Here is a 24,875-nt window from a genome sequence, read left to right on the forward strand (position 1 = left end):
GTCACATCGATGAGCGATGTACATCTGCGAGCACGCTCGGAACAACACAGGTCGTGACCCTGCTAGTCCACTTCGATGCCGTAGTCCTGGAGCAGTTGCTCCAGCCCCCGTGGGTAGCCCTTTCCGCCGAGGACGAAGTCCCAGTCGCCGTTCGGCCGATGCCGGAATGAGCCCAGTACCAGAGCTGTCTCGCCCGAGCGGCCATCCGAGACCTCAAGTCGGCCGAGCTCTGCCCTTGCCGGGTCCAGCAGCCGGATACAGGCGTCGGTGAAGCCTGACAGGTCCGCGTCCGGGTTCACCTCCGGATCAACAGCAGCCACGAGCACGAACCGATCGGCCTCCTGCGGGAGTCCGTCGAAGGAGACACGAATCGCTGCCTTGTCCGGCGCCCGCGCCGGCACTGCTCGCACCGAACCATCCGGAGTCTGCGGGTTGTTGAAGAACACGAAGTGCTCTTCGCTCAGAACCCGGCTGCCGCGGCATACGAGTGCGCACACGTCCAATGCGACGTTCCCCGACCACGTCATGCCCAACACGTTGTAGTCGTCAGTCGGGTTTGCAGGCCCGGCAGGAGTCGTCTGTGTCGGGGCCGCTCGCCCACCCTCCCCCAGACGGCCACGAAGGCCGTGCCTGTGCAGCAGATCGACCAGCTCACTGCCCGAGATGAGCTCCAGGGGCTTCCCCCGGGCGAAGGTGTGCGAGCCGGGTCCGTATGCCGAGGTGGTCACCAGAACGCCTTTGTTGGCGCCGCGGTCCTGGACGGTGCCGTACAGGTCACGCACAGCGGTGGGAGGAACCGTGTTCCGGTAGCGCTTCACCTGTACGACGATCTTGCCGCCGCGGATGGGAGTCGGGTCCAGCGCGTCTACATCAACGCCCCCGTCGTTCGAGCGCTGAGTCGTCACCGCCTGCATTCCCATCGCACGGAACAGATCGGCGACCAGGGACTCGAAGGCGATCGGATCCATGTCATAGAGATCCGGTTCGCCATCCCCGCCATGGGTGACGACGTGGTTGCCGACGTCCCGAGGCTGACGGCTCGGCCGCACCGAGGTGAGCTGATCGGGGCGAGCGGCAAGCTGCCCGCGCAACGCGTCGGTCAGACAGCTGACGGGATCCACCTGCTCCAGATGCAACTCGGTGAAGCCCGACCGACCAGCCATCACGGTCGCCAGAAAGATGTGCGACTGCCTTCCCGTCGCCGGGTCCGGCGCGTCCACGAAGCCGTTCAACGCGACCGAGTCGAGGATGCCGTACTCATCCGCGGCGAACAGCTGATGCAGCACCAGCAGCGTGCTCTGCGCCAGCACCTCCCGGTACAGCGCCCGACGCTGGGTCACGGGACGAGCGGTCTCCTTGTCCTGGTCCTGAGAGGGGACGTACCTCACCGACTTCGCCTCAGGTACGACGTCGTACGTGGGCATCTCCCAGTCCAGGACGAGTTGCCGGGCCGCTGGGTCGAAAGCTGCGGCGATCTGCCGCGGGAAACCTTCAGGCCAGGCAGTCGACGCGTAGAGCGCCGCCGAGAAGTACTCGATCACGGAGTCCGGCTGGCCTCGCCTCACACCCTCGGTCGCTTCGACGACGCCGGCGTTGTGCCGACGTATTTCCGACCGCTGAGCCTCCGCACCCCGCTCGTACTCCCGCTGTGCGGCCGCCAACTGCTGCTGCCGCTGTGCTTCGGCAGCCTGTGCCGCGTGCCAGTCACGTTCGAAATGAGCCCGCGCCTCGGCCTGAGCCTGTGCACGCCGGCTCGCGGTCCAGCCTCCCTGCGCCTGGTACCGGCTCTGATCCGGCATACGCACAGGCCACGCAAGCGGCCCTGGATCGAACGGGGCGATCTCTTCCCGGTGCATCAAGGACGACGCTCTGAAAACCGGCGCCTGGCAACCAGCGACCAGCAGCCCCTGTAAGGACGCGACCTGGGCCTCGATCTCCTCCGTACGCCGCCTGGCCTCCGCCTGCCGGAACTCTCGCTGCCCCTGCGCAGCGAGCCGCTGGTAAGCCCGCGCCTGCCGAGCCTCCTCCCTGCGCTGTCTCGCCTCAGCTTCTGTCTGGCGCTGTTGCTGACGCTGCATCTCGGCCCAGACGCCGACCAAACCAGCAGAGCGACGACTCATGCGCTACCTGCCCTCCCCAGGGACGTCGGCACCGCCGACCAGACCTGGTTGCCCCCGCAACCAGTAGTAACAATCCGACTTTATCCAGTAATCACCATCCTGGATATCAACTTGCCAAAGGCAAGCTGAGCCGACCGTTCAGGCAGCTCACCGGCGTAGACAGCATTGAGCCCCCTCTGGATCTAGAGGGGGCTCAACATCGCCGTACGGGGTCTCAGCAAGGTCTGAGCACTCAGACCCACTCGACCTCTGAGTGGATGCCCAAGAACTCAGCGGGGCTTGGCAGACGCGTAGCAGGCATCCGCCGCGGCGCTGACCGTCGAAGGCCAGAAGCCCCGGCAGAAGCCAGCGCAGCGGCCACCTCTTCCGCGCTCGCCTCCGCCAGTGCCTCAATCACCCGATCGAGTGCCTCGCCCACATCCGCGCAGTCCAAGAACTACAGGTAACTCCACCAACCACCAGGTCGTCATCGATGCCATCGGCACACCGCTTTCGGGCAACCGCAACGACTGCAAGGCATGGGAGGAGTCCGGCACCAAGGCCGTCGTTGGCAGGACGACCACCATCGCTGACGGCGGCTACCCAGGAACGGGCCTGATCATCCCGCACCGTCGACCACGCGGAGGCGAACTGACCGAGTGGCAGGCCGCGCATAACCACGAGCACAAGCAGGTCCGCGCCCGCGTCGAGCACGTCTTCGCCCACATGAAGACCTGGAAGATCCTCCGCGACTGCCGGCTCAAGGGCGACGGCGTTCACCACGCCATGCTCGGTATCGCTCGCCTGCACAACCTCCTCCAGGCCACATAGGAAGCTCACGAGCCCTCAAATCACCCCGCTGCATCCCTCCGAAGATCAATTACGGGACAGCCCTTAGCCGGGCGAGAAGAGGCGATTTCACGTAGTCGCGGGAGAGATCGCTAGTCGAAGAGAGTGACAGCGAACGGGAGAACCGCAGTTCCTGGGCCGTTTCGAAGTCCGACAGCCTGTGCAGGGCCTGCAAAATGATCGTGGCGGAAGCAGGGTCTGTGGCGGCACGTTCGGGCGTCCGTTCGTCGACGGATACGTGTCCGCGGACATCTCAGCCGGGAAGAGCTCGCTCCGATGCTCGGTCGGGAACGCGAACACGCTCCCGGCCGGGACCAGATCCCGTCAGGTCTCCCACACGTTTGGCCCGACCATCTCGCCGACCCACTCGCCTATGGCCACATGACGAGTCTGGCCCTGCCGCTCACGTGGCAGGGCCATAACCCAAGTTCTTCATCGACCGTCTAGGGGGCTTTTGATGGATCTGAGTGTCCGGGACGCTCAGCCGCCGTACTCGATGGCCGCGCCGCCGACGCCGGTGCTCAACGGGCCGCAGCCGATACTGACAGTGGTGGTCCCGCCCGGCGTCACGTAGTACCAATTCGAGTAAGCGTCCGGGGACCAGCCGCAGATGGCGTGTACGGAGAACGCATGCAGCTGCGTCCCGGGGTTGAAGCACTCGCCGTAGGCGCGATTGTCCGCGACCCAGGCCCTGCACTGCAGCACATTTCCCTCCGCGGCCGCCGCGGGTGAGGCGGTCACAAGACCGGCTCCGCCAGCGAGAGCGATCCCCGCTGCTCCGGTGACGAGTGCGCGTTTCCAGAGGATCTTCATGTCCTGCCCTTCTGTTCCGCCCTGTGCCGGGCGTCCTGCGCGAAAGGCTAGGAGACAGGCAGGCGGGAGGGACCCTGACAGCTGTCAGGGCTCCCGAGCGTGGACACGGCGAGGCCCGGTGTGCTGCGCACGATGGTCACGGCAGTCCTCGAGAAACGCTCCCCTCACGCACAGGCCGAGGGGATGGGGGTGAAGGAGAGTGGGGGCTGAGCCTTTCGGGCCAGGACGTGGCTGCGTGCTGCTCGCTGCCACCCGCCCAGATCGTCATCCGGTAGACCCGCGGGCGGAGCCCTTCACAGCGTGATCATGGCATCACACTGGCCGGGGAGAGGCGATCACCCCTCCGTGGAGATCGCGGTCAAAAGGGCGGTTCGCTGCTGCAGCCGCCCGCCCACAGATCTGCGTCTTGATCGTCAGGCAGCACATCTGTGCCTTCTCCCCAGGACTTGAGACCACGGCCAGCAATGAAGCGATACGAACGGTTGTCGCTGGAGACCAACACATCACGGACCAGCGGCGTAAGAAGGGCACGCTGCTGAACGAGCTCCGGGGCGTCCAGGAGCGAAACAGCCGCAGCAATGGCCGCTTCCTGAACAGCAAGGTCTGGAGCGTGGAGGAAAGCAGAGACAGCCTGGAAGAGCCTGGGACGCAGTGCCCGGACCTGGACGGACTCTGGATGCTCCTCCAGGCAAAGCCCCACATCTGCCATTTTCGCCTCTGCCTCGCTGTCGACCTCGATGGCCACCGACGTCACCCAGGCCAACAAGGCAGCGCGCAGCGGAAGGGCTTGGCCGTCACGGTCGGCTAGAACGGTGCCCGTGCGCGGGTCGCTGAGGATCGCCGCCACATACAGTGCCGCAGGCACGGTCGCGGAGTAGATAGTGTTCTGGTGATGCACCGGGTCGTTGAGGTGCCGCAGAGCCCTGGCCTGCGCGCCGGCGTCGTCCGCCAACAGTCCGGCCAGCAGAGCAGGGGTTCCTGCGGCCGACCCACAGGCATGCTCGAGCGAAGCCCAGTCGGCCCCCGCCAACAGATCCCATGGGTTTGGCAGCAGATCGTCAGCATCCGTGATCGTCACACGTTGAGTATGGCTGTTGCTCCCGCGCCTGCCCCTGCCACCTCATGCGTATTGCGGGACAAGCCTTAGGGGCAATATTGCTGAAGGTCGTCCATGATCGTCTGAACGAACTCGGACAGCCTCTGGATGGTCTCTACGACGGGTCTTCCTTCGGGCAGAGCGAATAGCGGAGTTGCAGTCCCGACTCGCGCAATCACAGGGTGGCCGGTCCAGAGAGGGGCGCGAATCCGTGCCACTTCTGCGCCGACCTCGACAAGGCCCGAAGCATGCGAGAAATCCAGGTGATCGGACCCTGGGTCCGGATCGTTGACTCGCTCGGGAAGAAGCTTCACGCCTGACTCGGTTCGCTCAAACCAAGGTGGCGAGTCGGCGCGCGTGGCTATCGTCGTAAATTGATTTGCGTGGAGTTCGATGTGCGCAAGCATGTGGTGCTTGTCAGAGTTTGAGAGATCGGTGAGTAGATCCAACTGATGGATGTACGGGCCGCTCCAGCTGTCCGGCCGCCCGTTGACTCCTTGGCATGGCTGGTAGGCATGCATGCGTCCCCACACCTGGGGCGCGAGGAAGCCGGGAGCCTTGTGCTGTTGGCCTCCTGCTGCATTGCAGGTGATGAAGTAGACATCTCTCGGCTTGCGAGGTGTTCCTTTGGCATGCGCACAGGCATATTGCCAAGCGAGGTGATCTAGGCTGCAGCGGAGGTTGTTGACGATGTCACCCAGACCGAGGCTCACTTCCTCAATCGCGTGGCGGTAGTCAGGGATCTGGTCAATGCGCAGGATGTGATAGCCGCTATCTACGTCTAGATCAGCTCGGAGGGTGGCCCGACCGTTGGGATCGGAGCGAAAGCCCTCGATATGACTATTCAGTTCCGCGCACTGCTCAATTGCGCGACGGAGTCCCGGGAACCGAACGTCGGATCGGAAGTCCATGTCTACCGTTGATCTTTGGTCTGCAAAGGCATCTCAACACACCACTCACCCAGCTCCAGCCACAACTCCGGCGGTTAACGGCACCGAGTGCAGGCCCGCTGAAGTGGCCACGAGCGCCAACAAGCCCCCTTCCCGATCAGGAAAGGGGGCTCGCGGTCACACAGGCACGCACAGGCCGAACCCGGCTTCAGACCCACTCCACCTCAGAAACGATGTGCAGCGAAGCCTCAGGGCCCGGCAGCGGCGTCCGGAGGGGCACTGACGGCGCCACCGGGCGAGAGGCTGAGACGCCAGCCGCGGACATTGCAGTCGTCACCTCGTCCTCACTCGCTCCCGCCAGAGCCTCCATCACCCGATCAAGTGGCCCGCTCACGTCAGTGAGAGTGACCGCTCGATGCCGGCGTCGGACCTGCGTTCTTGACCGTCAGAGGCAGCAGCTTCTTCCCGGTCGGGCCGATTTGAATGGCCGTGTCCATCTGCGGGCACACCCCGCAGTCGAAGCACGGAGTCCAGCGGCAGTCCTCGACCTCCGTCTCGTCGAGGGCGTCCTGCCAGTCCTCCCAGAGCCAGTCCTTGTCGAGGCCGGAGTCGAGGTGGTCCCAGGGCAGGACCTCCTCGTACGTCTTCTCCCGCGTCGTGTACCAGTCGACGTCCACGCCGAAGGCCGGCAGCACCTTGTCGGCGCAGGACATCCAGCGGTCGTACGAGAAGTGCTCGCGCCAGCCGTCGAAGCGGCCGCCGTCGTCGTAGACCGCGCGGATGACGGCGCCGATACGGCGGTCGCCGCGGGACAGCAGGCCCTCGACGATGCCGGGCTTGCCGTCGTGGTAGCGGAAGCCGATCGAGCGGCCGTACTTCTTGTCGCCGCGGATCTTGTCGCGGAGCTTCTCCAGGCGCGCGTCCGTCTCCTCGGCCGACAGCTGAGGCGCCCACTGGAACGGCGTGTGGGGCTTGGGGACGAAGCCGCCGATCGAGACGGTGCAGCGGATGTCGTTGGAGCGCGACACCTCGCGGCCCTTGGCGATCACGTTCATCGCCATGTCGGCGATCTGCAGGACGTCCTCGTCCGTCTCCGTGGGCAGGCCGCACATGAAGTAGAGCTTCACCTGGCGCCAGCCGTTGCCGTAGGCGGTGGCTACGGTCCGGATGAGGTCCTCCTCGGACACCATCTTGTTGATGACCTTGCGCATGCGCTCGCTGCCGCCCTCGGGGGCGAAGGTCAGACCGGAACGGCGGCCGTTGCGCGTGAGTTCGTTCGCGAGGTCGACGTTGAACGCGTCCACGCGGGTGGACGGGAGCGACAGGCCGATCTTGTCTTCCTCGTAGCGGTCGGCCAGACCCTTGGCGATGTCGCCGATCTCGCTGTGGTCCGCCGAGGAGAGGGACAGGAGGCCCACCTCCTCGAAACCCGTCGCCTTCAGGCCCTTCTCGACCATGTCGCCGATGCCGGTGATCGAACGCTCACGCACGGGGCGGGTGATCATGCCGGCCTGGCAGAAGCGGCAGCCGCGCGTGCAGCCGCGGAAGATCTCCACCGACATGCGCTCGTGGACCGTCTCGGCCAGCGGGACCAGCGGCTGCTTGGGGTAGGGCCACTCGTCGAGGTCCATCACCGTGTGCTTCGACACACGCCACGGGACACCGCTCTTGTTCGGTACGACACGGGCGATACGGCCGTCGGGCAGGTACTCCACGTCGTAGAACGCCGGGATGTACACCGAGCCCGTCTTCGCGAGGCGGAAGAGGACCTCTTCGCGGCCGCCGGGGCAGCCCTCCGCCTTCCACTCGCGGATGATCTTCGTCATGTCGAGGACGGCCTGCTCGCCGTCGCCGATGATCGCCGCGTCGATGAAGTCCGCGATCGGTTCGGGGTTGAAGGCCGCGTGGCCGCCCGCGAGGACGATCGGGTCGTCGATGGTGCGGTCCTTGGACTCCAGCGGGATCCCGGCCAGGTCCAGGGCGGTCAGCATGTTCGTGTAGCCCAGCTCGGTGGAGAAGCTGAGCCCGAACACGTCGAAGGCACGGACCGGGCGGTGGCTGTCCACCGTGAACTGCGGGACGCCGTGCTCCCGCATCAGCGCCTCCAGGTCCGGCCACACGCTGTACGTGCGCTCGGCGAGGACGCCCTCCTGCTCGTTCAGTACCTCGTAGAGGATCATGACGCCCTGGTTGGGCAGCCCGACCTCGTAGGCGTCCGGGTACATCAGGGCCCAGCGGACGTCGCAGGACTCCCACGGCTTGACCGTGGAGTTGAGTTCTCCGCCGACGTACTGGATCGGCTTCTGCACATGCGGGAGCAGAGCTTCGAGCTGCGGGAACACGGACTCGGTGACCGCAGCGGCTTCGGCAGGCATCTCGCGAACCTTCGTGGCTGGACTGAACTGACAGGGGTGACCATCTAGCCTAACGCGACCGCGGGCACCCCCCGTACGTCGGAAGGCTCAGAGGAGGTCCGTCCCGCCCTTGATCCCGTCCCAGAACCCCGGCAGCTCGGCCTCCACGACCGCCGCGCGCTGTTCCTCACGCCCGTACAGCAGCCCGTACGTGAACGCGCTCTCCCCGGCGGCGTGCGCGACCGCGGACAGCTCGCGCAGGGTTCCACGGGCCATGACGCTGTCCTGGTGCTCGCCGAGCAGGTTCTGGAGCGACTTCATCGTCTTGACCAGGTCCTTCGCCGGCTTTCCGAGCGCCGGGACGGCCGCCTCCGCCGCGTAGCGGGTGCGCTTGGTCTTCTTGCGGGCCTCGTGGATCGCCACGTCCCGGTCGCTGCCCGGGTCCAGCTCCACGGCCTGCTCGACCAGCGCGGAGACCTTCCCGAAGTCCTTCTTCACGGCCTTGGGCAGCACCTTGCCGGGCTTCTTCCCGGCCTTCTCGCGCAGCGGCGGATCGGCGAGCAACGCATCCAGGGCGTCGAGCAGGGCCAGGTAGCGGTCGGAGTCGAGGATGCCGACCAGCCGGGCGCTCGCCCCGCCGGGCCGGTCACCGGCCCAGTGGCTCAGCCGCTCGGAGACCGGACCGGACACCAGCGCCCCGGGCACCTGCTCCAGTGACGCGCTCAGGCGTTCGTTGAGCACCTCACGGTCACGGTCCACGCCCAGCTCGCCGGCCAGCCACTTCAGCTCGTCGCCGATCGGGTCGGTGACCCCCCGGTCCAGGACCTTGCCGAAGGACTTGAAGGTGCTGCGCATCCGACGGGTCGCGACGCGCATGCTGTGGACGGAGTCCTCGGCGTCCTGCCGCACGGCCGGGTCGAGCTCGACGATCGCGTCCCGTTGGGCCCGCACATACCCGAGCACGTGGTCACCGGCGGTCACGGGGTCCGCGGCGGGGCCGGGGGCGAGCTTCTTCGGAGCGGTCTCGGCCAGCGCCCGCGCGAGCTTCGACGCCGACTTCGACGGCCGCACCCCCGCCTTGCGCAGCCGCTTCTCCACCTTGTCGAGGAAGACCGGGTCGACGCCGTCGGCCAACTCCACCTCGATCTCGGTCCACTGGGCAACGCCGTCCCCGCCGGCGAGCCGCTGCGCGTGTACGGCGTCCACGCTGACCTCGGCCAGCAGCCGCCCGTCGGCGTCCACGAGGTCGCGCACGTCCCGGTCGGACCTGAGCCGGACCACGGGCACCAGCTCTCCGTGCCGGACCCTGGAGCGGACGAGTCCGGCGAGTTCGTCGGGCAGGTCGTCGGAGAGCGGAGCCTGGATCTCGTCGCGCACTCCCTGGGCGACGGGGACCTTCAGATGCCAGCCGGCGTCGGACCCGCCCGTTCTGCGGCGCAGCGTGATCGATGCCGAGGCGAGGCGTTCGTCCGGGGTGTCGTAGTAGGTGGCGTCCAGATGCGCGACACCCTTGTCCACGACGGAGGCGACCCCGGCGACGCCGGTCAGGTCGGGCAGGCCGCTGTCGTCGGACTCATACTTCCGCTCGATTTCGCGCTTCGTGTCCGCCATGAACCGAATCTAATCGGAGTCACGGCCGGATGACAGGGCTTACCAGCCATGAACCGCAGGCGAACGGGCGGTGAAGACAGGGGGACCCGTCGATTCCGCGCACGGCGCCGACGACACGGAGAAGCCGTGCCGCCGGACACCGCGGGCGTCAGTCGAGCACAGAGGTCACGCCGACATCGGGCGCTGCACCCGGATCGACTGGAGCAGCCCTATGGCCACCCACACCGCGAACATCGACGATCCGCCATAGGAGACGAACGGCAACGGCAGACCTGTCACGGGCATGATCCCCAGCGTCATCCCGACGTTCTCGAACGCCTGGAAAGCGAGCCATGCCACGATCCCGGCCGCGACGATGGTCCCGTACAGCTCGGTCGTCTCACGGGCGATCCGGCAGGCCCGCCACAGGATCACACCGAGCAGCACGATGATCAGCCCGCCGCCGAGGAAGCCCAGCTCCTCCCCCGCCACCGTGAAGACGAAGTCGGTCTGCTGCTCCGGCACGAACTGGCCGGTGGTCTGCGAGCCGTGGAACAGCCCCGCTCCCGAGAGCCCGCCCGAACCGATCGCGATACGCGCCTGGTTGGTGTTGTAGCCGACGCCCGCCGGGTCCAGCTCGGGGTTGGCGAAGGCCGCGAAACGGGCGATCTGGTAGTCGTCCAGGACGCCCAGCTGCCAGACCGCGATCGCGCCCATGGTCCCCGCCCCGATCAGTCCGAAGACCCAGCGGTTGGAGGCACCGGAGGCGAGCAGCACGCCCAGCACGATCACCACCATGACCATGACCGACCCGAGGTCGGGCATGAGCAGCACGATCAGCATCGGCACGGTGGCCAGACCCAGCGCCTGCATCACCGTGCGGTGGTCCGGGTACGGCTTGTCGCCCGCGTCCACTCTCGCCGCCAGCAGCATCGCCATGCCCAGGATGATCGTGACCTTCACGAACTCCGAGGGCTGCAGCGAGAAGCCGCCGGGCAGCTTGATCCAGGAGTGGGCGCCGTTGATCGTGGAGCCGAGGGGCGTGAGCACCAGCAGGATCAGGAAGACCGACAGGCCGTACAGGATCGGCACGGCCGTGCGCAGCGCGCGGTGGCCCAGCCACACCGTCCCTATCATCAGCGCGAGTCCGATACCGGTGTTCAGCACGTGCCGGATCAGGAAGTAGTACTGGTCGCCCTGGTTGAGCTCGGTGCGGTTGCGGGTCGCCGAGTAGACGAGGAGTGCGCCCATCATCGACAGGGCCATCGCCGCCAGCAGCATCGGCCAGTCCAGTCGGCGGGTTATCGAGTCGCGGGCGAACAGACGGGTCCAGCCCGCCCGTTCCGGCCCGTACCCGGAGACCTGGAAACTGTTGCCGGTCATGTCGGCATCCTCCGGCTCCCCCGCTTGCGGCCCCCGCGTCGCCTGCGCCGGGTGTCCCGGTTCTCGGCCGACGGCGTCGCCACCGTCCCGGCGAGCTGCTGCTGCTCGTCCGTCTTGTCCTCGCCCTGCTGGGTGACCCGCTGGTCCTTCGCCGGGTCCTTGCCGACCTTCGGCGAGGCCATGGTGCCGTCCGTGCGGACCTTCGGCAGGCTCTTCTGGGGCGTCGGCAGCAGCGCGTTCTTCTTGTTGATCGTGCCGTCGTCGGAGACGCCGTACAGGGCGTCGTAGATGTTGCGCACGGCCGGACCCGAGGCGCCGGAACCCGTACCACCCTGGGAGATCGTCATGACGACCGAGTAGTCCTTGGTGTACGTGGCGAACCACGAGGTCGTCTGCTTGCCGTAGACCTCCGCGGTACCCGTCTTGGCGTGCATCGGGATCTTGTCCTGCGGCCAGCCGACGTCGGCGAACCGCCAGGCCGCGGTACCGCGGGTGGCGACACCGGCGAGGGCGTCGTCCATCGCGGCCAGCGTCTTGCGGCTTATCGGCAGCTTGCCGTGCGACTTGGGCTCGATCTCCGCGACGGACTTGCCGTCGGCGCTGACGACGGCCTTGCCGACGGTCGGGTCGTAGAGGGTGCCGCCGTTGGAGATGGCGCCGTAGATCGTGGCCATCTGGATCGGGGTGACGAGGGTGTCGCCCTGTCCGATGGAGTAGTTGACGGAGTCACCGGCACGCATGCGGTTGCCTTCGAGGCAGTTCTCGTAGGCGATCTGCTCGGCGTACGAACCGCCCTTCTTGCCGTACTTGCACCAGGCGTCCTTGTTGGCCTTCCAGTAGTCCTGCTTCCACTGGCGGTCGGGGATGCGGCCGGTGACCTCGTTGGGCAGGTCGATGCCGGTCTCCGCGCCGAGGCCGAACTGGTGCGCCGTCTTGTAGAACCAGTCCTTGGCGTCCTTCTTCGGCTTGGTGCCGCCGTCCCGCTTCCACTCCTCGTGGGAGAGCCGGTAGAAGACGGTGTCGCAGGAGACCTCCAGGGCACGGCCGAGGCTGATCGGGCCGTATCCCTTGGACTCGAAGTTCTTGAAGACCTGCCCGCCGATCGAGTACGAGCTGGAGCACTGGTAGGGGCCGTCGAAGGAGTAGCCGGCGTTGACCGCGGCGGCCGTCGGGACGACCTTGAAGATCGAGCCGGGTGCCGACTGGCCCTGGATGGCACGGTTGAGCAGCGGGTAGTTGGAGGCCTTGCCCGTCAGCGTCTTGTAGTCCTTGGCGGAGATGCCGCCGACCCAGGCGTTCGGGTCGTAGGTCGGGTTGGACGCCATGGCGACGATGCGGCCGGTCTTGGCCTCCATGACCACGACCGCGCCCGAGTCCGCCTTGTACGGCTCGTTGGTGTTGCGGTCCCACTCCTTGCGGGCGTCCTTCATCGCCTGGTTCAGCTCGTACTCGGCGACCCGCTGCACCCGGGCGTCGATGCTGGTGACGAGGTTGGAGCCGGGCTCCGCGGCGTCGGCCTCGGCCTGGCCGATGACGCGGCCGAGGTTGTCGACCTCGTAGCGGGTGACGCCGGCCTTGCCGCGCAGCTCCTTGTCGTACTGGCGCTCCAGGCCGGAGCGGCCGACCTGGTCGGAGCGCAGGTACGGCGAGTCGCTGTCCTGGGCCTGCTGGAGCTCCTCGTCGGTGACCGGCGAGAGGTAGCCGAGGACCTGCGCGGTGTTGGACTTGCCGGGGGCCGGGTAGCGGCGCAGGGCCTGCGGCTCGGCGGTGATGCCGGGGAAGTCCTCGGCGCGCTCACGGATCTGGAGGGCCTGCTTGGCGGTGGCCTCGTCGGTGATGGGGATCGGCTGGTACGGCGAGCCGTTCCAGCAGGGCTGCGGCGTTTCGGCGTCGCACAGCCGGACCTTCTCCATGACCTCCTTGGGCTTCATGCCCAGCACGCCGGCGAGCTTGGCCAGGACGGCCTTGCCGTCGTCCGGCATCTTCAGCAGGTCGGTGCGGGAGGCCGAGACGACCAGCCGGGTCTCGTTGTCGGCGAGGGGCACTCCGCGCGCGTCCAGGATCGAGCCGCGCACCGCGGGCTGGACGACCTGCTGGACGTGGTTGCCGGAGGCCTCCTTGGCGTAGGCGTCGCCCTCGCGGATCTGGAGGTACCACAGGCGCCCGCCGAGGGTGCCGAGGAGCGAGAGGACGAGGATCTGGATGACGATGAGCCGGATCTGGACGCGTGGCGTCCGGCCGGTCTCCGGGATGTTGGTCACTGCGCTGCCTCCCCCTCTCAGTGCGAGTACCAGTGCGGATACGACTGTGTGCGTTCGAGTGGTGAACGACCGGCCCGCGGGGCCCGGTTCCTGCTGGACTCACCCGTGCGGGTGAACTCCCCTGTCCTCACAGCCGCTTGACCCCCTTGATGCGCCCCGCGCGGGCCGTGCGCGCCCGCGCCGCCTTCACCTTCAGACCGCCCAGTCCGCCGCGCTGGCCGCCGATCCGCAGACCGGTGCCGCCGGAGAGCCAGCCCGAGGAGATGTCGGTCTTCTTGGCCTGGGAGCCGGTGTCGGCGAGCGGGTCGTTGTCCGCGCGCCGGGCCAGCGCCATGATCCCCGGGACGACGAACGGCGCGAGCAGCAGGTCGTACAGGGCGGCCGTGAACAGCAGGCTGCCGAGGCCGACATGGCGGGCGGCGGTGTCCCCGACGAGGGCGCCGACTCCGGCATACAGCAGGGTCGTGCCGATGGCGGCGACGACCACGACGACCATCGGTCCGGTGGCCGACTTGAGCCGGCCGTTGTCCGGCTTGATGAGCCCGGCGAGGTAGCCGATCACGCACAGCACCAGCGCATAGCGACCGGCGGCATGGTCGGCGGGCGGGGCGAGGTCCGCGAGCAGACCGGCGCCGAAGCCGACGAGGGCGCCGCCGACATGGCCGTAGACCATGGCGAGGCCCAGCACGGTCAGGAGCAGCAGATCGGGGACGGCGCCCGGCAGATGCAGCCGGGACAGGACGCTCACCTGCACCACAAGGGCGACGACGACCAGAGCGGAGGAGAGCAGGATTCGGTTGACGCGCATCGGGCTTCAGCTCCTACTGCTCTTGCTCGTACGGGTTCTGTCCGTCGCCCGGAGGCTGATACCGGCCGTCGGCCCGGGGCTGGTACAGCCCGTCGGCCAGCGGCTGGTCCTGGCCGTCCCCTTGCGGCTGCTCCTCGCCGTCGGCCGGGGGCTCGGCGCCCGGGGTGACCGTGACCGTCACGGTAGGCCTGGGAGTCGGCTTGGGCTTGGCGGGGAGCACCGTGTCGCGCGGGTCCTTGGTGGGTGCCTGGACGACGACGCCGACGATGTCGAGCTTGGAGAAGCCGACGAACGGCGTGACGTAGAGGGTGCGGGTCAGGCCGCCGCCGGACGGGTCGACGCGGGAGACGACACCGACGGGAACACCTGGCACGAAGGGCTTGTCGGCCTGTGAGCCGAAGGTGACGAGCCGGTCGCCCTTCTTCACCTCGGCCTTGCCGTTGAGGAGTTCGACGCGCAGCGGCCGGTCCCCCTGGCCGGAGGCGAAACCGAGCTCGTCGCTGGACTCCATGCGCGTGCCGACGGTGAAGTCGGGGTCGTTGGCGAGGAGCACGGTGGCGGTGTTCGGGCCGACGGTGGTGACCCGCCCGACCAGCCCGTCGCCGTTCAGGACCGTCATGTCGCGCCGGATGCCGTCGTTGGCGCCGACGTCGACGGTGATGGTCCAGGAGAAGCCCTGGGCCGCTCCTATGGCGATGACCTCGGCGCCCTTGATGCCGTACTGGCCCGCGCCCGCGACCTTCAGCATCTTGTCCAGCTGCTTGAGCCGGCTGCTGTCGCGGTCCTCGCTGCCGAGTTTCGCCTTGAGGGCGGCGTTCTCCTGCTCCAGCTGGGCGAGCCGGTCGTGGCGCTCACCGGAGTCACGGATCGCGGCGACCGCGTTGCCGACCGGGTTCACCGCGGCCGACACACCGTCCTCGATGGGGCCGAAGACCGTGGCAGCGGCCTGGCGGGCACCGTCGACCGGGGAGTCCTCACCACCGCGGATGTCCACCGTGATCAGTGCGAACGCGATGGCGATCAGCAGCACCAGGAGCAGCCGGCTCTCTCGTGTGTCCCTCACGTGCGGCGGCCGTGCCCTTCCTCATTGGAATGTGCAGGGGTTTTATTGGTCTTCAAATGTGCGGAGGTGTCGGTCTTCAGATGCTTGGGATGCGCAGAGACTTATGTGTGAGCTTATGCCTCAATATCAACGATCCGCCGTACGAGAGGAGATCATCCCGTACGGCGGAACCGAAGAGTTACGTCATCTGCGCGGCGAGGCGTCGAGCACCTGCTGCAACGCCTCGAACTCCTCGACACACTTGCCGGAACCGAGCGCCACGCTGTCCAGCGGGTCCTCGGCGATGTGGATCGGCATGCCGGTCTCGCGCCGCAGCCGCTCGTCGAGGCCGCGCAGCAGGGCGCCGCCGCCGGTCAGAACGATTCCTCGGTCCATGATGTCGCCGGACAGCTCCGGCGGGCACTTGTCGAGGGTCGTCTTCACGGCGTCCACGATGGCGTTGACCGGTTCCTCGATGGCCTTGCGCACCTCGGCCGCGGAGATGACGACGGTCTTCGGCAGCCCGGACACGAGGTCCCGGCCGCGGATCTCGGTGTGCTCGTCGGAGTCGAGGTCGTACGCCGAACCGATCGTGATCTTGATCTGCTCGGCCGTCCGCTCACCCAGCAGAAGGGAGTACTCCTTCTTGATGTGCTGGATGATCGCGTTGTCCAGCTCGTCACCCGCGACGCGGATGGACTGGGCGGTGACGATGCCGCCGAGGGAGATGACCGCGACCTCCGTGGTGCCGCCGCCGATGTCGACCACCATGTTGCCGGTGGCCTCGTGGACCGGCAGGCCGGAACCGATGGCCGCGGCCATGGGCTCCTCGATGATGTGCACCTGGCGGGCGCCCGCCTGGGACGACGCCTCGATCACGGCGCGGCGCTCAACACCCGTGATGCCCGAGGGCACACAGACGACGACCCGCGGACGAGCCAGGTAACGCCGCTTGTGGATCTTCAGGATGAAGTAGCGGAGCATCCGCTCGGTGATCTCGAAGTCGGCGATCACGCCGTCCTTCAGCGGACGCACGGCAACGATGTTGCCGGGCGTGCGCCCGATCATCTTCTTCGCCTCGGCACCGACCGCGAGGATGCCGCCGGTGTTGGTGTTGATCGCGACGACCGACGGTTCGTTGAGTACGATCCCGCGACCCCTGACGTACACCAGCGTGTTGGCGGTCCCGAGGTCGACAGCCATGTCACGGCCGATGAACGACATTGAGTTCCCCATCAGGATTCGTCTGGCCTTCCCGGGAGCTTTTGATGGCTTGTCAGGTCGGCGAAGTGGGTGCTGTGACGTGAAGGCTTCCATCGTAGACGCGCCTGCACGAACACTGCGGGAGGGTCTTCGCCATTGTCAGCAGATGGCGAGTCGCCTCGCTTGTGGAGACGGGCCATCGGGGGCACTCGTTCCCTCGATCGCCACGCATATGCATTTGGTATGCACTCCGGTGTGGAGATTCAATCTCCACACCCTCTCCGTTCAACTACGAAGGGGTTACGCACGCCCCGGGAAGAAGATCTTCACCTCGCGCTCGGCGGACTCCTCGGAGTCGGAGGCGTGGATGAGGTTCTCACGGACGATCACACCGTAGTCACCGCGGATCGAGCCCGGCGCGGCGGCGATCGGGTCGGTCGGACCGGCGAGCGCGCGCAGCCCCTCGATGACCCGCTCGCCCTCGACGATCAGGGCGACGACCGGACCGGAGGCCATGAACTCCACCAGCGGCTCGTAGAAGGGCTTGCCCTTGTGCTCGCCGTAGTGCTGCTCCAGGGTCTCCTGGTCCAGGTTGCGCAGCTCCAGCGCGGTGATCTGCCAGCCGGCCTTGCGCTCGATGCGGCTGATGATCTCGCCGGTCAGGCCGCGGCGGACTGCGTCGGGCTTGAGCAGGACGAGGGTGCGCTGGGTCACGGGATGGCTCCTTCTTACTGCCGGTGTGCGGTGGGATGAGGTTACAGGGCGTGTCCAGGCGCCTGTTACGCAGCGTCAGGTGTGGAGGAGTCCGCCTGCGCGGCGAATCTCGCCTTCGCCTCGTCGACCTTCTTGCCGTAGTGCACCGAAGCCCACCAAAGTGCCGCGAAGATCGCGCCCAGGAAGAACATCGTGGGAACGATGAACCCGGATGCGATGAGCGCGATCTGCAGGGCCCAGCCGAGGCCGACCCCGCCGGGGCGGGTCACCAGGCCGCACAGCAGCACGCACAGGAACATCGCGATCCCGCTGACCGTCCACACCGTGGACATGGCCAGATCGGGGTCCTTCATCGCGACCAGACCGGCGAAGCCGATGACGAAGAACTCGCCGATCAGGGTCGATGAACAGAGGGTACGCATCTTTCGGACTCAGCCCTTCCCCAGCAGCAGCCGGGCCTCGCCGACCGTGATGACGGACCCGGTGACCAGCACACCGCCGCCCGTGAACTCGCCTTCCTCCTCGGCCAGCGTGATCGCGGCCTCCAGGGCGTCCGGCAATCGCGGCTCGACCTGCACGCGCTCGTCGCCGAACACCTCGACGGCGACGGCCGCGAGTTCGTCGGCGTCCATCGCGCGGTGCGAGGAGTTCTGCGTGACGACGACCTCGGCGAAGATCGGCTCGAAGGCCTCCAGCAGCTCCCGCACGTTCTTGTCGCTGCTCGCGCCGACCACGCCGATGAGCCGGCTGAAGTCGAAGGCCTCCCCGATCGCCTCGGCGACCGCCCGCGCGCCCGCCGGGTTGTGGGCGGCGTCCAGCACGACGGTCGGAGAACGCCGTACGACCTCCATCCGGCCCGGCGAGGAGACGGACGCGAAGGCCTTGCGGACCGTGTCGATGTCCAGCGGCTCTGCGCGTGCGGCGCCGACGCCGAAGAACGCCTCCACGGCGGCCAGGGCGACGGCGGCGTTGTGCGCCTGGTGCGCGCCGTGCAGCGGCAGGTACACCTCGGGGTACTCGCCGCCGAGCCCGCGCAGCGTAACCTGCTGTCCGCCGACGGCGACCTGACGTGCGACGACTCCGAACTCCAGGCCCTCGCGGGCCACGGTGGCGTCGACCTCCACGGCCTTCTTCAGCAGCACCTGGGCGGCGTCCACCGGCTGCTGGGCCATGATCACGGTGGCGTCCTGCTTGACGATGCCGGCCTTCTCGACGGCGATCTCGCCCGGGGTGGAGCCCAGCCGGTCGGTGTGGTCGAGGTCTATGGGCGTCACCACGGCGACATCACCGTCGATGACGTTGGTGGCGTCCCAGGAGCCGCCCATGCCCACTTCCACGACGGCGACGTCGACGGGCGCGTCCGCGAAGGCCGCGTACGCCATGCCCGTGAGCACCTCGAAGAAGGACAGGCGGTACTCCTGCGAGGAGTCGACCATCTCGACGTACGGCTTGATGTCGTTGTACGTCTCGATGAAGCGCTCGGCGGTGACCGGGGCGCCGTCGAGGCTGATCCGCTCGGTGACCGACTGGACGTGCGGCGAGGTGTAGCGGCCGGTGCGCAGCTCGAAGGCGCCGAGGAGGGCCTCGATCATGCGGGCGGTCGACGTCTTGCCGTTGGTGCCGGTGATGTGGATCGAGGGGTACGAGCGCTGGGGCTCGCCCAGGACGTCCATGAGCGCGGCGATACGGCTGACCGAGGGCTCCAGCTTGGTCTCGCCCCAGCGGGTGGCGAGCTCGGTCTCGACCTCGCGCAGGGCCTTGTCGACCTCGGGGTCCTCGGGGCGCGCGGGCACGTGCGCCTGCGGCGGGCCGCCCTGGGTGCGCAGGGTTCGGCTGCCGGCCTCGATGACGGCGAGATCGGGGTCGCGGTCGGTCTCCGCCGCGATGATCTCTTCGAAGGGGTCGAGGGGGTCGGGCTCGTTCTGGTCACTCACGGGGCCAGTCTACGGAGGCGGACTGACAGCGCGCCCAGGGAGTGGGGTGCGTGAGGTCGTGTGGCGAGTGCGGGCGCGTTGTGGCCGGTCGCGCCCACGCGGCGGAGCCGCAGATCGATACAGCCCCGCGCCCCTGGGAGACGTGGAGGCCCCCGGCGCCTGACAGCGCCGGGGGCCTCACGACCGTGGGAACGCCTACGCCTGCGGCAGGCGCTCCAGCTGGGCGGCGATCCGGGCGATGTCCTCCTCGGCCTTCGCCAGGCGGCCGCGGATCTTCTCCACGACGTTGTCCGGGGCCTTCGCGAGGAACGCCTCGTTGCCGAGCTTGGCCGTGGCCTGGGCCTTCTCCTTCTCGGCGGCGGCGAGGTCCTTGGCCAGGCGCTTGCGCTCGGCCGCGACGTCGATCACGCCGGACAGGTCGAGGGCGACCTCCGCGCCCGCGACCGGCAGGGTCGCCGTCGCCGAGAAGCTCTCGCCCTCGGGCTGCAGGCGCAGCAGCTGGCGGATGGCCGGCTCGTGCGCGGCGAGGGTCGTGCCGTCCAGGATCAGGCGGGCCGGGACGCGCTGGCCCGGCTGCAGGCCCTGGTCGGCGCGGAAGCGGCGGACCTCGGTGATGACCGACTGGAGCGACTCGATCTCCCGCTCGGCGCCCTGGTCACGGAAGCCGCTGTCGGCCGGCCACTCGGCGATCACGATCGACTCGCCGCCGGTCAGCGTGGTCCACAGGGTCTCCGTGACGAACGGGACCACCGGGTGCAGCAGCCGCAGCGTGACGTCGAGGACCTCGCCGAGGACGCGCTTGGAGACCTCGGCCGCCTCGCCGCCCGCCTGGAACGTCGTCTTGGACAGCTCGACGTACCAGTCGAAGACCTCGTCCCACGCGAAGTGGAAGAGGGCGTCGGACAGCTTGGCGAACTGGAAGTCCTCGTAGAACGCGTCGACTTCGGCGACGACGGAGTTCAGGCGGGACAGGATCCAGCGGTCCGTGGAGGACATCGCCGACGCTTCCGGCAGCGGGCCCTCGACCGTCGCGCCGTTCATCAGCGCGAAGCGGGTGGCGTTCCAGATCTTGTTGGCGAAGTTGCGGGAGCCCTGGACCCAGTCCTCGCCGATCGGGACGTCGACGCCGGGGTTGGCACCGCGCGCCAGGGTGAAGCGGAGCGCGTCGGAGCCGTACTTGTCCATCCAGTCCAGCGGGTTGACCGCGTTGCCGAAGGACTTCGACATCTTCTTGCCGAACTGGTCGCGGACCATGCCGTGCAGGGCGATGGTGTGGAACGGCGGGGTGCCGTCCATCGCGTACAGGCCGAACATCATCATCCGGGCGACCCAGAAGAAGAGGATGTCGTAGCCGGTGACCAGGACGGAGTTCGGGTAGAACTTCGCGAGCGACTCGGTCTGTTCGGGCCAGCCGAGGGTCGAGAAGGGCCACAGACCGGAGGAGAACCAGGTGTCGAGGACGTCGGTGTCCTGACGCCAGCCCTCGCCGCTCGGCGCCTCCTCGTCGGGGCCGACGCAGACGACCTCGCCGTTCGGGCCGTAGAAGACCGGGATGCGGTGGCCCCACCACAACTGCCGCGAGATGCACCAGTCGTGGAGGTTGTCGACCCAGTCGAAGTACCGCTTCTCCATCTCCTGCGGGTGGATCTTGACCCGGCCGTCGCGGACCGCGTCACCGGCGGCCTTGGCGAGCGGGCCGACCTTGACCCACCACTGCATCGACAGACGCGGCTCGATGGTGGTCTTGCAGCGCGAGCAGTGGCCGACGGAGTGGACGTACGGCCGCTTCTCCGCGACGATCCGGCCCTCGGCGCGCAGCGCGGCGACGATCGCCGAGCGGGCCTCCAGCCGGTCCAGGCCCTGGAAGGGGCCGTGCGCGGTGATGACCGCGTGCTCGTCCATGATCGTGATGGCCGGCAGGTCGTGCCGCTGGCCGATCTCGAAGTCGTTCGGGTCGTGGGCCGGGGTCACCTTGACCGCGCCGGTGCCGAACTCGGGGTCGACGTGGGTGTCGGCGACGACCGGGATCGAGCGGTCGGTCAGCGGCAGCCTGATGAGCTTGCCGATCAGGTGCTTGTAGCGCTCGTCGTCCGGGTGGACGGCGACGGCGGTGTCGCCGAGCATCGTCTCGGCACGGGTCGTGGCGACGACGATGGTGTCGTCACCGTCGCCGTACTTCATGGAGACGAGCTCGCCGTCGTCGTCCTGGTACTCGACCTCGATGTCCGAGATGGCGGTGAGACACCGGGGGCACCAGTTGATGATGCGCTCGGCGCGGTAGATCAGCTCGTCGTCGTAGAGCCGCTTGAAGATGGTCTGAACGGCCTGCGAGAGGCCCTCGTCCATGGTGAAGCGCTCGCGCGACCAGGCGACACCGTCACCGAGGCGTCGCATCTGCCCGGAGATCTGCCCGCCGGACTCGCCCTTCCACTGCCAGACGCGCTCGACGAACGCCTCGCGGCCGAGGTCGTGGCGGGACTTGCCCTCCTTGCCGAGCTCGCGCTCGACGACGTTCTGCGTGGCGATACCGGCGTGGTCCATGCCGGGCTGCCACAGCGTCTCGAAGCCCTGCATGCGCTTACGACGCGTCAGGGCGTCGATGAGGGTGTGCTCGAAGGCGTGCCCGAGGTGGAGGCTGCCGGTGACGTTCGGGGGCGGGATGACGACGGTGTAGGGCGGCTTGTCGCTCTTCGCGTCCGCCTCGAAGTAACCGCGCTCCACCCAGCGCTCGTACAGCGGCCCCTCTACATCGGCCGGCGCGTACTGGGTCGGCAGTTCGGTGTCGGGCGCTGATGGCTGCTGCTGAGCGTTCTCGGTCACGGGCTCAGTTTAGGGGTGTCTCGGGGGTGTCCCGAAACGCCTTTGTTCTGTAACGGTGGGCACCCCGATGCCATGCGTTGCCTGTGTCTGCGCCAGGATGTCAGGAACACATAAGCATCTGGAGGGGAACCCAGAAATGAGTCACAACCAGCCGGGCCCGTACGGCGGGCAGCCTCAGCAGCCCGGTCCGTACGGCGGGCAGCCCCAGCAGCCCGGGCCCTACGGCCAGCCGCAGGCGCCCCAGCCCGGCTACGGCTACCCCCAGCAGGCTCCGCCGGCCCAGCCCGGGTACGGCTACCCGCAGCAGCCCCCGCAGGGCGTCCCGCCCCAGCAGCCCTACGGCCAGCAGCCCCCGTACGGCCAGCAGCCGCCCTATGGCCAGCAGCCGTACGGCATGCCGCAGCCGCCGGCGCCGGGTGGCGGCGGCAAGAAGACCGGCCTGATCATCGGCGCCGTGGCCGTGGTGGCCGCGATCGGCGTCGGCGCGTACTTCGTCCTCGGCAGCAGCGGCGGCGGCGCGGGCAACCTGGAGGACGACGGGGCGCACAAGCTGGCGACCCCGGAGACGGTGCTCAGCGACTACAAGCGGATCGGCGACGACGGCCAGACCGCCGGTGGCGACGACTCGGCGGCGGAGCTGGAGAAGAGCGGCGTCAAGAACGGCAAGACCGTGGTCGGCGCCTACTCCACCGCCAACCTCACGGACTACGACCCCAGTGACCCGAGTTCGGCACCCGACCTCAGCGAGTTGGCGACCTCCAAGAGCATCACGTACGTGGGGGCCTACGGCGAGATCGCCGACCCGGAGAAGGCCCTGGACGCGTTCTTCGCCAACATCAAGAAGTCCTCCGAGGAGAACTCCTCTTCCAGCAGCGGTACTCCCACGAGCGAGCTGGTCGGTGAGCCCGAGGCCGCCGATCTCGACGGTGCGGTCATGAAGTGCCAGGCCGCCAAGGGCCAGGACCTGATGACCAAGAAGGACAAGACCAACTGGTTCTGTGTCTGGGCCGACTACAGCACCCTCACCATGGTGTCGCCGAACGACGCCACGGCGGACGTCAACAAGGACGTGGCGATCGACATCACCACGAAACTGCGCCAGGAAGTTCGCGTCAAGGCCTGACTCGCACAACTCGACCGCCACGGGCCCAGTTGGTGAGGCGACGCTCGACGCGTTCGTCGCTCGAGCCGGGTTCGCACGCATCGCGGGAGATCATGCGATCACCGGATGCCGACGATGACACCACGAGATTAGCGAACACGTGATCGATTAACTGTTACGGTTGGCGTGACCATGTGTTTTGAAGTGTTCGAGGGGAACTCTCGTGTTGAAGCGAGCATTTGCTGTAGCCGGCCTTGTTATTGCGGGAGCGGTGGTGCCGTTGGCGACCGCAGCGCCTGCATCCGCCAACGTTGCGCAGTGCACCGGCGTCCTGAAGAGCTATGGATATAACGTGGGGCCCAAGTCGAAGGCGGCGTGCAGTCACCCTGCCTTGGGAGGTAGCGCGCCGCAGTTCAACTGCTACAACCCGCTGCTCCTCCTGCACGTGAAGGTAGACCACGCGATGTCCGCCTGCTCCTGGGCGTAGGGCTCACGGCTGTACAGACGGAGGCCGCTCCAGCTCACCGGCTGGAGCGGCCTCCGCTCGTTCGCATCGCAAGAGATTCTCTTGTAACAACCCCGCGGCTACGCCGACTTCTGCTCCCCCGGGCCCCGTCGCGCGTCGCGCGGGATCAGGGTCGGGTTCACGTTGGAGTGGACGACGTCGGCCGTGATGACGACGCGGGCCACGTCCTTGCGGGACGGGATCTCGTACATCACGCCCTGGAGGACTTCCTCCATGATGGCGCGCAGGCCGCGGGCGCCGGTCTGGCGGAGGATGGCCTGGTCGGCGATGGCCTCCAGGGCCTCGCGCTCGAAGTCCAGCTCCACACCGTCGAGTTCGAAGAGGCGCTGGTACTGCTTCACCAGTGCGTTGCGCGGCTCGACGAGGATCTGCAGGAGCGCCTCGCGGTCCAGGTTGTGGACCGACGTGATGACGGGGAGGCGGCCGATGAACTCGGGGATCATGCCGAACTTGACCAGGTCCTCGGGCATGACGTCCTCGAACTGGTCCTTGGCCTCCAGCTCGCGCTTGGAGCGGATCGTGGCGCCGAAGCCGATGCCCTTGGCGCCGGCCCGCGACTCGATGATCTTCTCAAGACCGGCGAACGCGCCGCCCACGATGAACAGGACGTTCGTCGTGTCGATCTGGATGAATTCCTGGTGCGGGTGCTTGCGTCCGCCCTGCGGCGGCACCGAGGCGGTCGTGCCCTCGAGGATCTTCAGCAGTGCCTGCTGGACGCCCTCGCCGGACACATCGCGCGTGATCGAGGGGTTTTCGCTCTTCCGGGCGACCTTGTCGATCTCGTCGATGTAGATGATCCCGGTCTCGGCCTTCTTGACGTCGTAGTCGGCCGCCTGGATCAGCTTCAGCAGGATGTTCTCGACGTCCTCGCCGACATAGCCGGCCTCCGTCAGCGCGGTGGCGTCGGCGATGGCGAACGGGACGTTCAGCATGCGCGCCAGGGTCTGCGCCAGGAGCGTCTTGCCGGAGCCCGTGGGGCCCAGCAGCAGGATGTTGGACTTCGCCAACTCGATGGCGTCGTCACGGCCTTGGGCGCCGCCGTTCTCGCCGGCCTGAACGCGCTTGTAGTGGTTGTAGACGGCGACGGAGAGCGCCTTCTTGGCCGCTTCCTGGCCGACCACGTAGCCCTCGAGGAACTCGTAGATCTCGCGGGGCTTGGGGAGTTCCTCCCAGCGCACCTCGCTCGTCTCGGCGAGCTCTTCCTCGATGATCTCGTTGCAGAGATCGATGCACTCGTCGCAGATGTACACACCAGGGCCTGCGATGAGCTTCTTGACCTGCTTCTGGCTCTTGCCGCAGAACGAGCACTTGAGCAGATCGCCGCCGTCACCGATGCGTGCCACGGTGTGCTTCCCCTTCGCCTGGGAGACGCCTGGACGTTTTCGAATCCA

The 24,875-nt window shown here is 67.7% G+C and carries 17 protein-coding genes and 1 pseudogene; 2 read left to right on the forward strand and 16 right to left on the reverse strand.

Annotated elements, in window-relative coordinates:
- Window positions 1-62 precede the first annotated feature (62 nt).
- Window positions 63-2,120 (reverse strand): restriction endonuclease, encoded by a 2,058-nt coding sequence (locus tag PGH47_RS14600; RefSeq protein ID WP_271663796.1) that lies wholly within the window; start codon window positions 2,118-2,120, stop codon window positions 63-65.
- A gap of 425 nt (window positions 2,121-2,545) precedes the next feature.
- On the opposite strand from PGH47_RS14600, the pseudogene PGH47_RS14605 reads away from it, so the two are divergent.
- A pseudogene (locus PGH47_RS14605) lies at window positions 2,546-2,930 on the forward strand (transposase); the annotation flags it as partial.
- Window positions 2,931-3,428: 498 nt separating this feature from the next.
- On the opposite strand, the gene PGH47_RS14610 reads toward PGH47_RS14605, so the two are convergent.
- The 14 genes from PGH47_RS14610 to PGH47_RS14675 all read right to left on the reverse strand — a co-directional run bounded on the left by PGH47_RS14610 (window position 3,429) and on the right by PGH47_RS14675 (window position 21,856).
- Window positions 3,429-3,761 (reverse strand): hypothetical protein, encoded by a 333-nt coding sequence (locus tag PGH47_RS14610; RefSeq protein ID WP_125523697.1) that lies wholly within the window; start codon window positions 3,759-3,761, stop codon window positions 3,429-3,431.
- A gap of 358 nt (window positions 3,762-4,119) precedes the next feature.
- Window positions 4,120-4,839 (reverse strand): hypothetical protein, encoded by a 720-nt coding sequence (locus tag PGH47_RS14615; RefSeq protein ID WP_271663797.1) that lies wholly within the window; start codon window positions 4,837-4,839, stop codon window positions 4,120-4,122.
- Between the two features lie 65 nt (window positions 4,840-4,904).
- Window positions 4,905-5,768: a hypothetical protein gene (locus PGH47_RS14620; RefSeq protein ID WP_271663798.1), complete on the reverse strand. Its 864-nt coding sequence runs from the start codon at window positions 5,766-5,768 to the stop codon at window positions 4,905-4,907.
- A gap of 374 nt (window positions 5,769-6,142) precedes the next feature.
- A complete protein-coding gene (locus PGH47_RS14625; RefSeq protein WP_271663799.1) occupies window positions 6,143-8,122 on the reverse strand; it encodes a TIGR03960 family B12-binding radical SAM protein in 1,980 nt (659 codons plus the stop codon).
- Window positions 8,123-8,209: 87 nt separating this feature from the next.
- Window positions 8,210-9,712 carry a CYTH and CHAD domain-containing protein gene (locus PGH47_RS14630; protein WP_271663800.1) on the reverse strand — a complete coding sequence of 501 codons (1,503 nt, stop codon included), beginning with the start codon at window positions 9,710-9,712 and terminating at the stop codon, window positions 8,210-8,212.
- A 165-nt stretch (window positions 9,713-9,877) separates the two neighbouring features.
- Window positions 9,878-11,074, reverse strand: coding sequence for a rod shape-determining protein RodA (rodA, locus tag PGH47_RS14635; RefSeq protein ID WP_271663801.1), 1,197 nt, complete (start codon window positions 11,072-11,074; stop codon window positions 9,878-9,880).
- The gene (mrdA, locus tag PGH47_RS14640; protein WP_271663802.1) at window positions 11,071-13,335 is read right to left on the reverse strand and encodes a penicillin-binding protein 2; all 2,265 of its coding nucleotides are present in this window, start codon (window positions 13,333-13,335) and stop codon (window positions 11,071-11,073) included. The genes rodA and mrdA overlap by 4 nt, the downstream gene beginning before the upstream one ends.
- A 127-nt stretch (window positions 13,336-13,462) precedes the next feature.
- Window positions 13,463-14,143 carry a rod shape-determining protein MreD gene (gene mreD / locus PGH47_RS14645; RefSeq protein ID WP_271663803.1) on the reverse strand — a complete coding sequence of 227 codons (681 nt, stop codon included), beginning with the start codon at window positions 14,141-14,143 and terminating at the stop codon, window positions 13,463-13,465.
- 13 nt (window positions 14,144-14,156) lie between these two features.
- Window positions 14,157-15,206, reverse strand: coding sequence for a rod shape-determining protein MreC (gene mreC / locus PGH47_RS14650; protein ID WP_271663804.1), 1,050 nt, complete (start codon window positions 15,204-15,206; stop codon window positions 14,157-14,159).
- A 183-nt stretch (window positions 15,207-15,389) separates the two neighbouring features.
- The gene (locus PGH47_RS14655) at window positions 15,390-16,409 is read right to left on the reverse strand and encodes a rod shape-determining protein (RefSeq protein ID WP_107906544.1); all 1,020 of its coding nucleotides are present in this window, start codon (window positions 16,407-16,409) and stop codon (window positions 15,390-15,392) included.
- A gap of 279 nt (window positions 16,410-16,688) precedes the next feature.
- Window positions 16,689-17,102 (reverse strand): nucleoside-diphosphate kinase, encoded by a 414-nt coding sequence (gene ndk / locus PGH47_RS14660; protein ID WP_269638064.1) that lies wholly within the window; start codon window positions 17,100-17,102, stop codon window positions 16,689-16,691.
- A gap of 65 nt (window positions 17,103-17,167) precedes the next feature.
- Window positions 17,168-17,524, reverse strand: coding sequence for a DUF4233 domain-containing protein (locus tag PGH47_RS14665; protein ID WP_271663805.1), 357 nt, complete (start codon window positions 17,522-17,524; stop codon window positions 17,168-17,170).
- Between the two features lie 9 nt (window positions 17,525-17,533).
- Window positions 17,534-19,036, reverse strand: coding sequence for a bifunctional tetrahydrofolate synthase/dihydrofolate synthase (folC, locus tag PGH47_RS14670; protein ID WP_271663806.1), 1,503 nt, complete (start codon window positions 19,034-19,036; stop codon window positions 17,534-17,536).
- Window positions 19,037-19,231: 195 nt separating this feature from the next.
- Window positions 19,232-21,856: a valine--tRNA ligase gene (locus PGH47_RS14675; RefSeq protein WP_271663807.1), complete on the reverse strand. Its 2,625-nt coding sequence runs from the start codon at window positions 21,854-21,856 to the stop codon at window positions 19,232-19,234.
- Window positions 21,857-21,992: 136 nt separating this feature from the next.
- Between PGH47_RS14675 and PGH47_RS14680 the strand changes: the two genes are divergently transcribed.
- Window positions 21,993-22,979 (forward strand): hypothetical protein, encoded by a 987-nt coding sequence (locus tag PGH47_RS14680; protein ID WP_271663808.1) that lies wholly within the window; start codon window positions 21,993-21,995, stop codon window positions 22,977-22,979.
- A 564-nt stretch (window positions 22,980-23,543) separates the two neighbouring features.
- Here PGH47_RS14680 and clpX read toward each other — a convergent pair.
- Window positions 23,544-24,827: an ATP-dependent Clp protease ATP-binding subunit ClpX gene (gene clpX / locus PGH47_RS14685; protein ID WP_030967070.1), complete on the reverse strand. Its 1,284-nt coding sequence runs from the start codon at window positions 24,825-24,827 to the stop codon at window positions 23,544-23,546.
- Window positions 24,828-24,875: the final 48 nt, after the last annotated feature.

Source organism: Streptomyces sp. HUAS 31 (assembly GCF_028198125.1).
In the GTDB taxonomy this organism is placed as follows: Bacteria; Actinomycetota; Actinomycetes; order Streptomycetales; family Streptomycetaceae; genus Streptomyces; species Streptomyces chartreusis.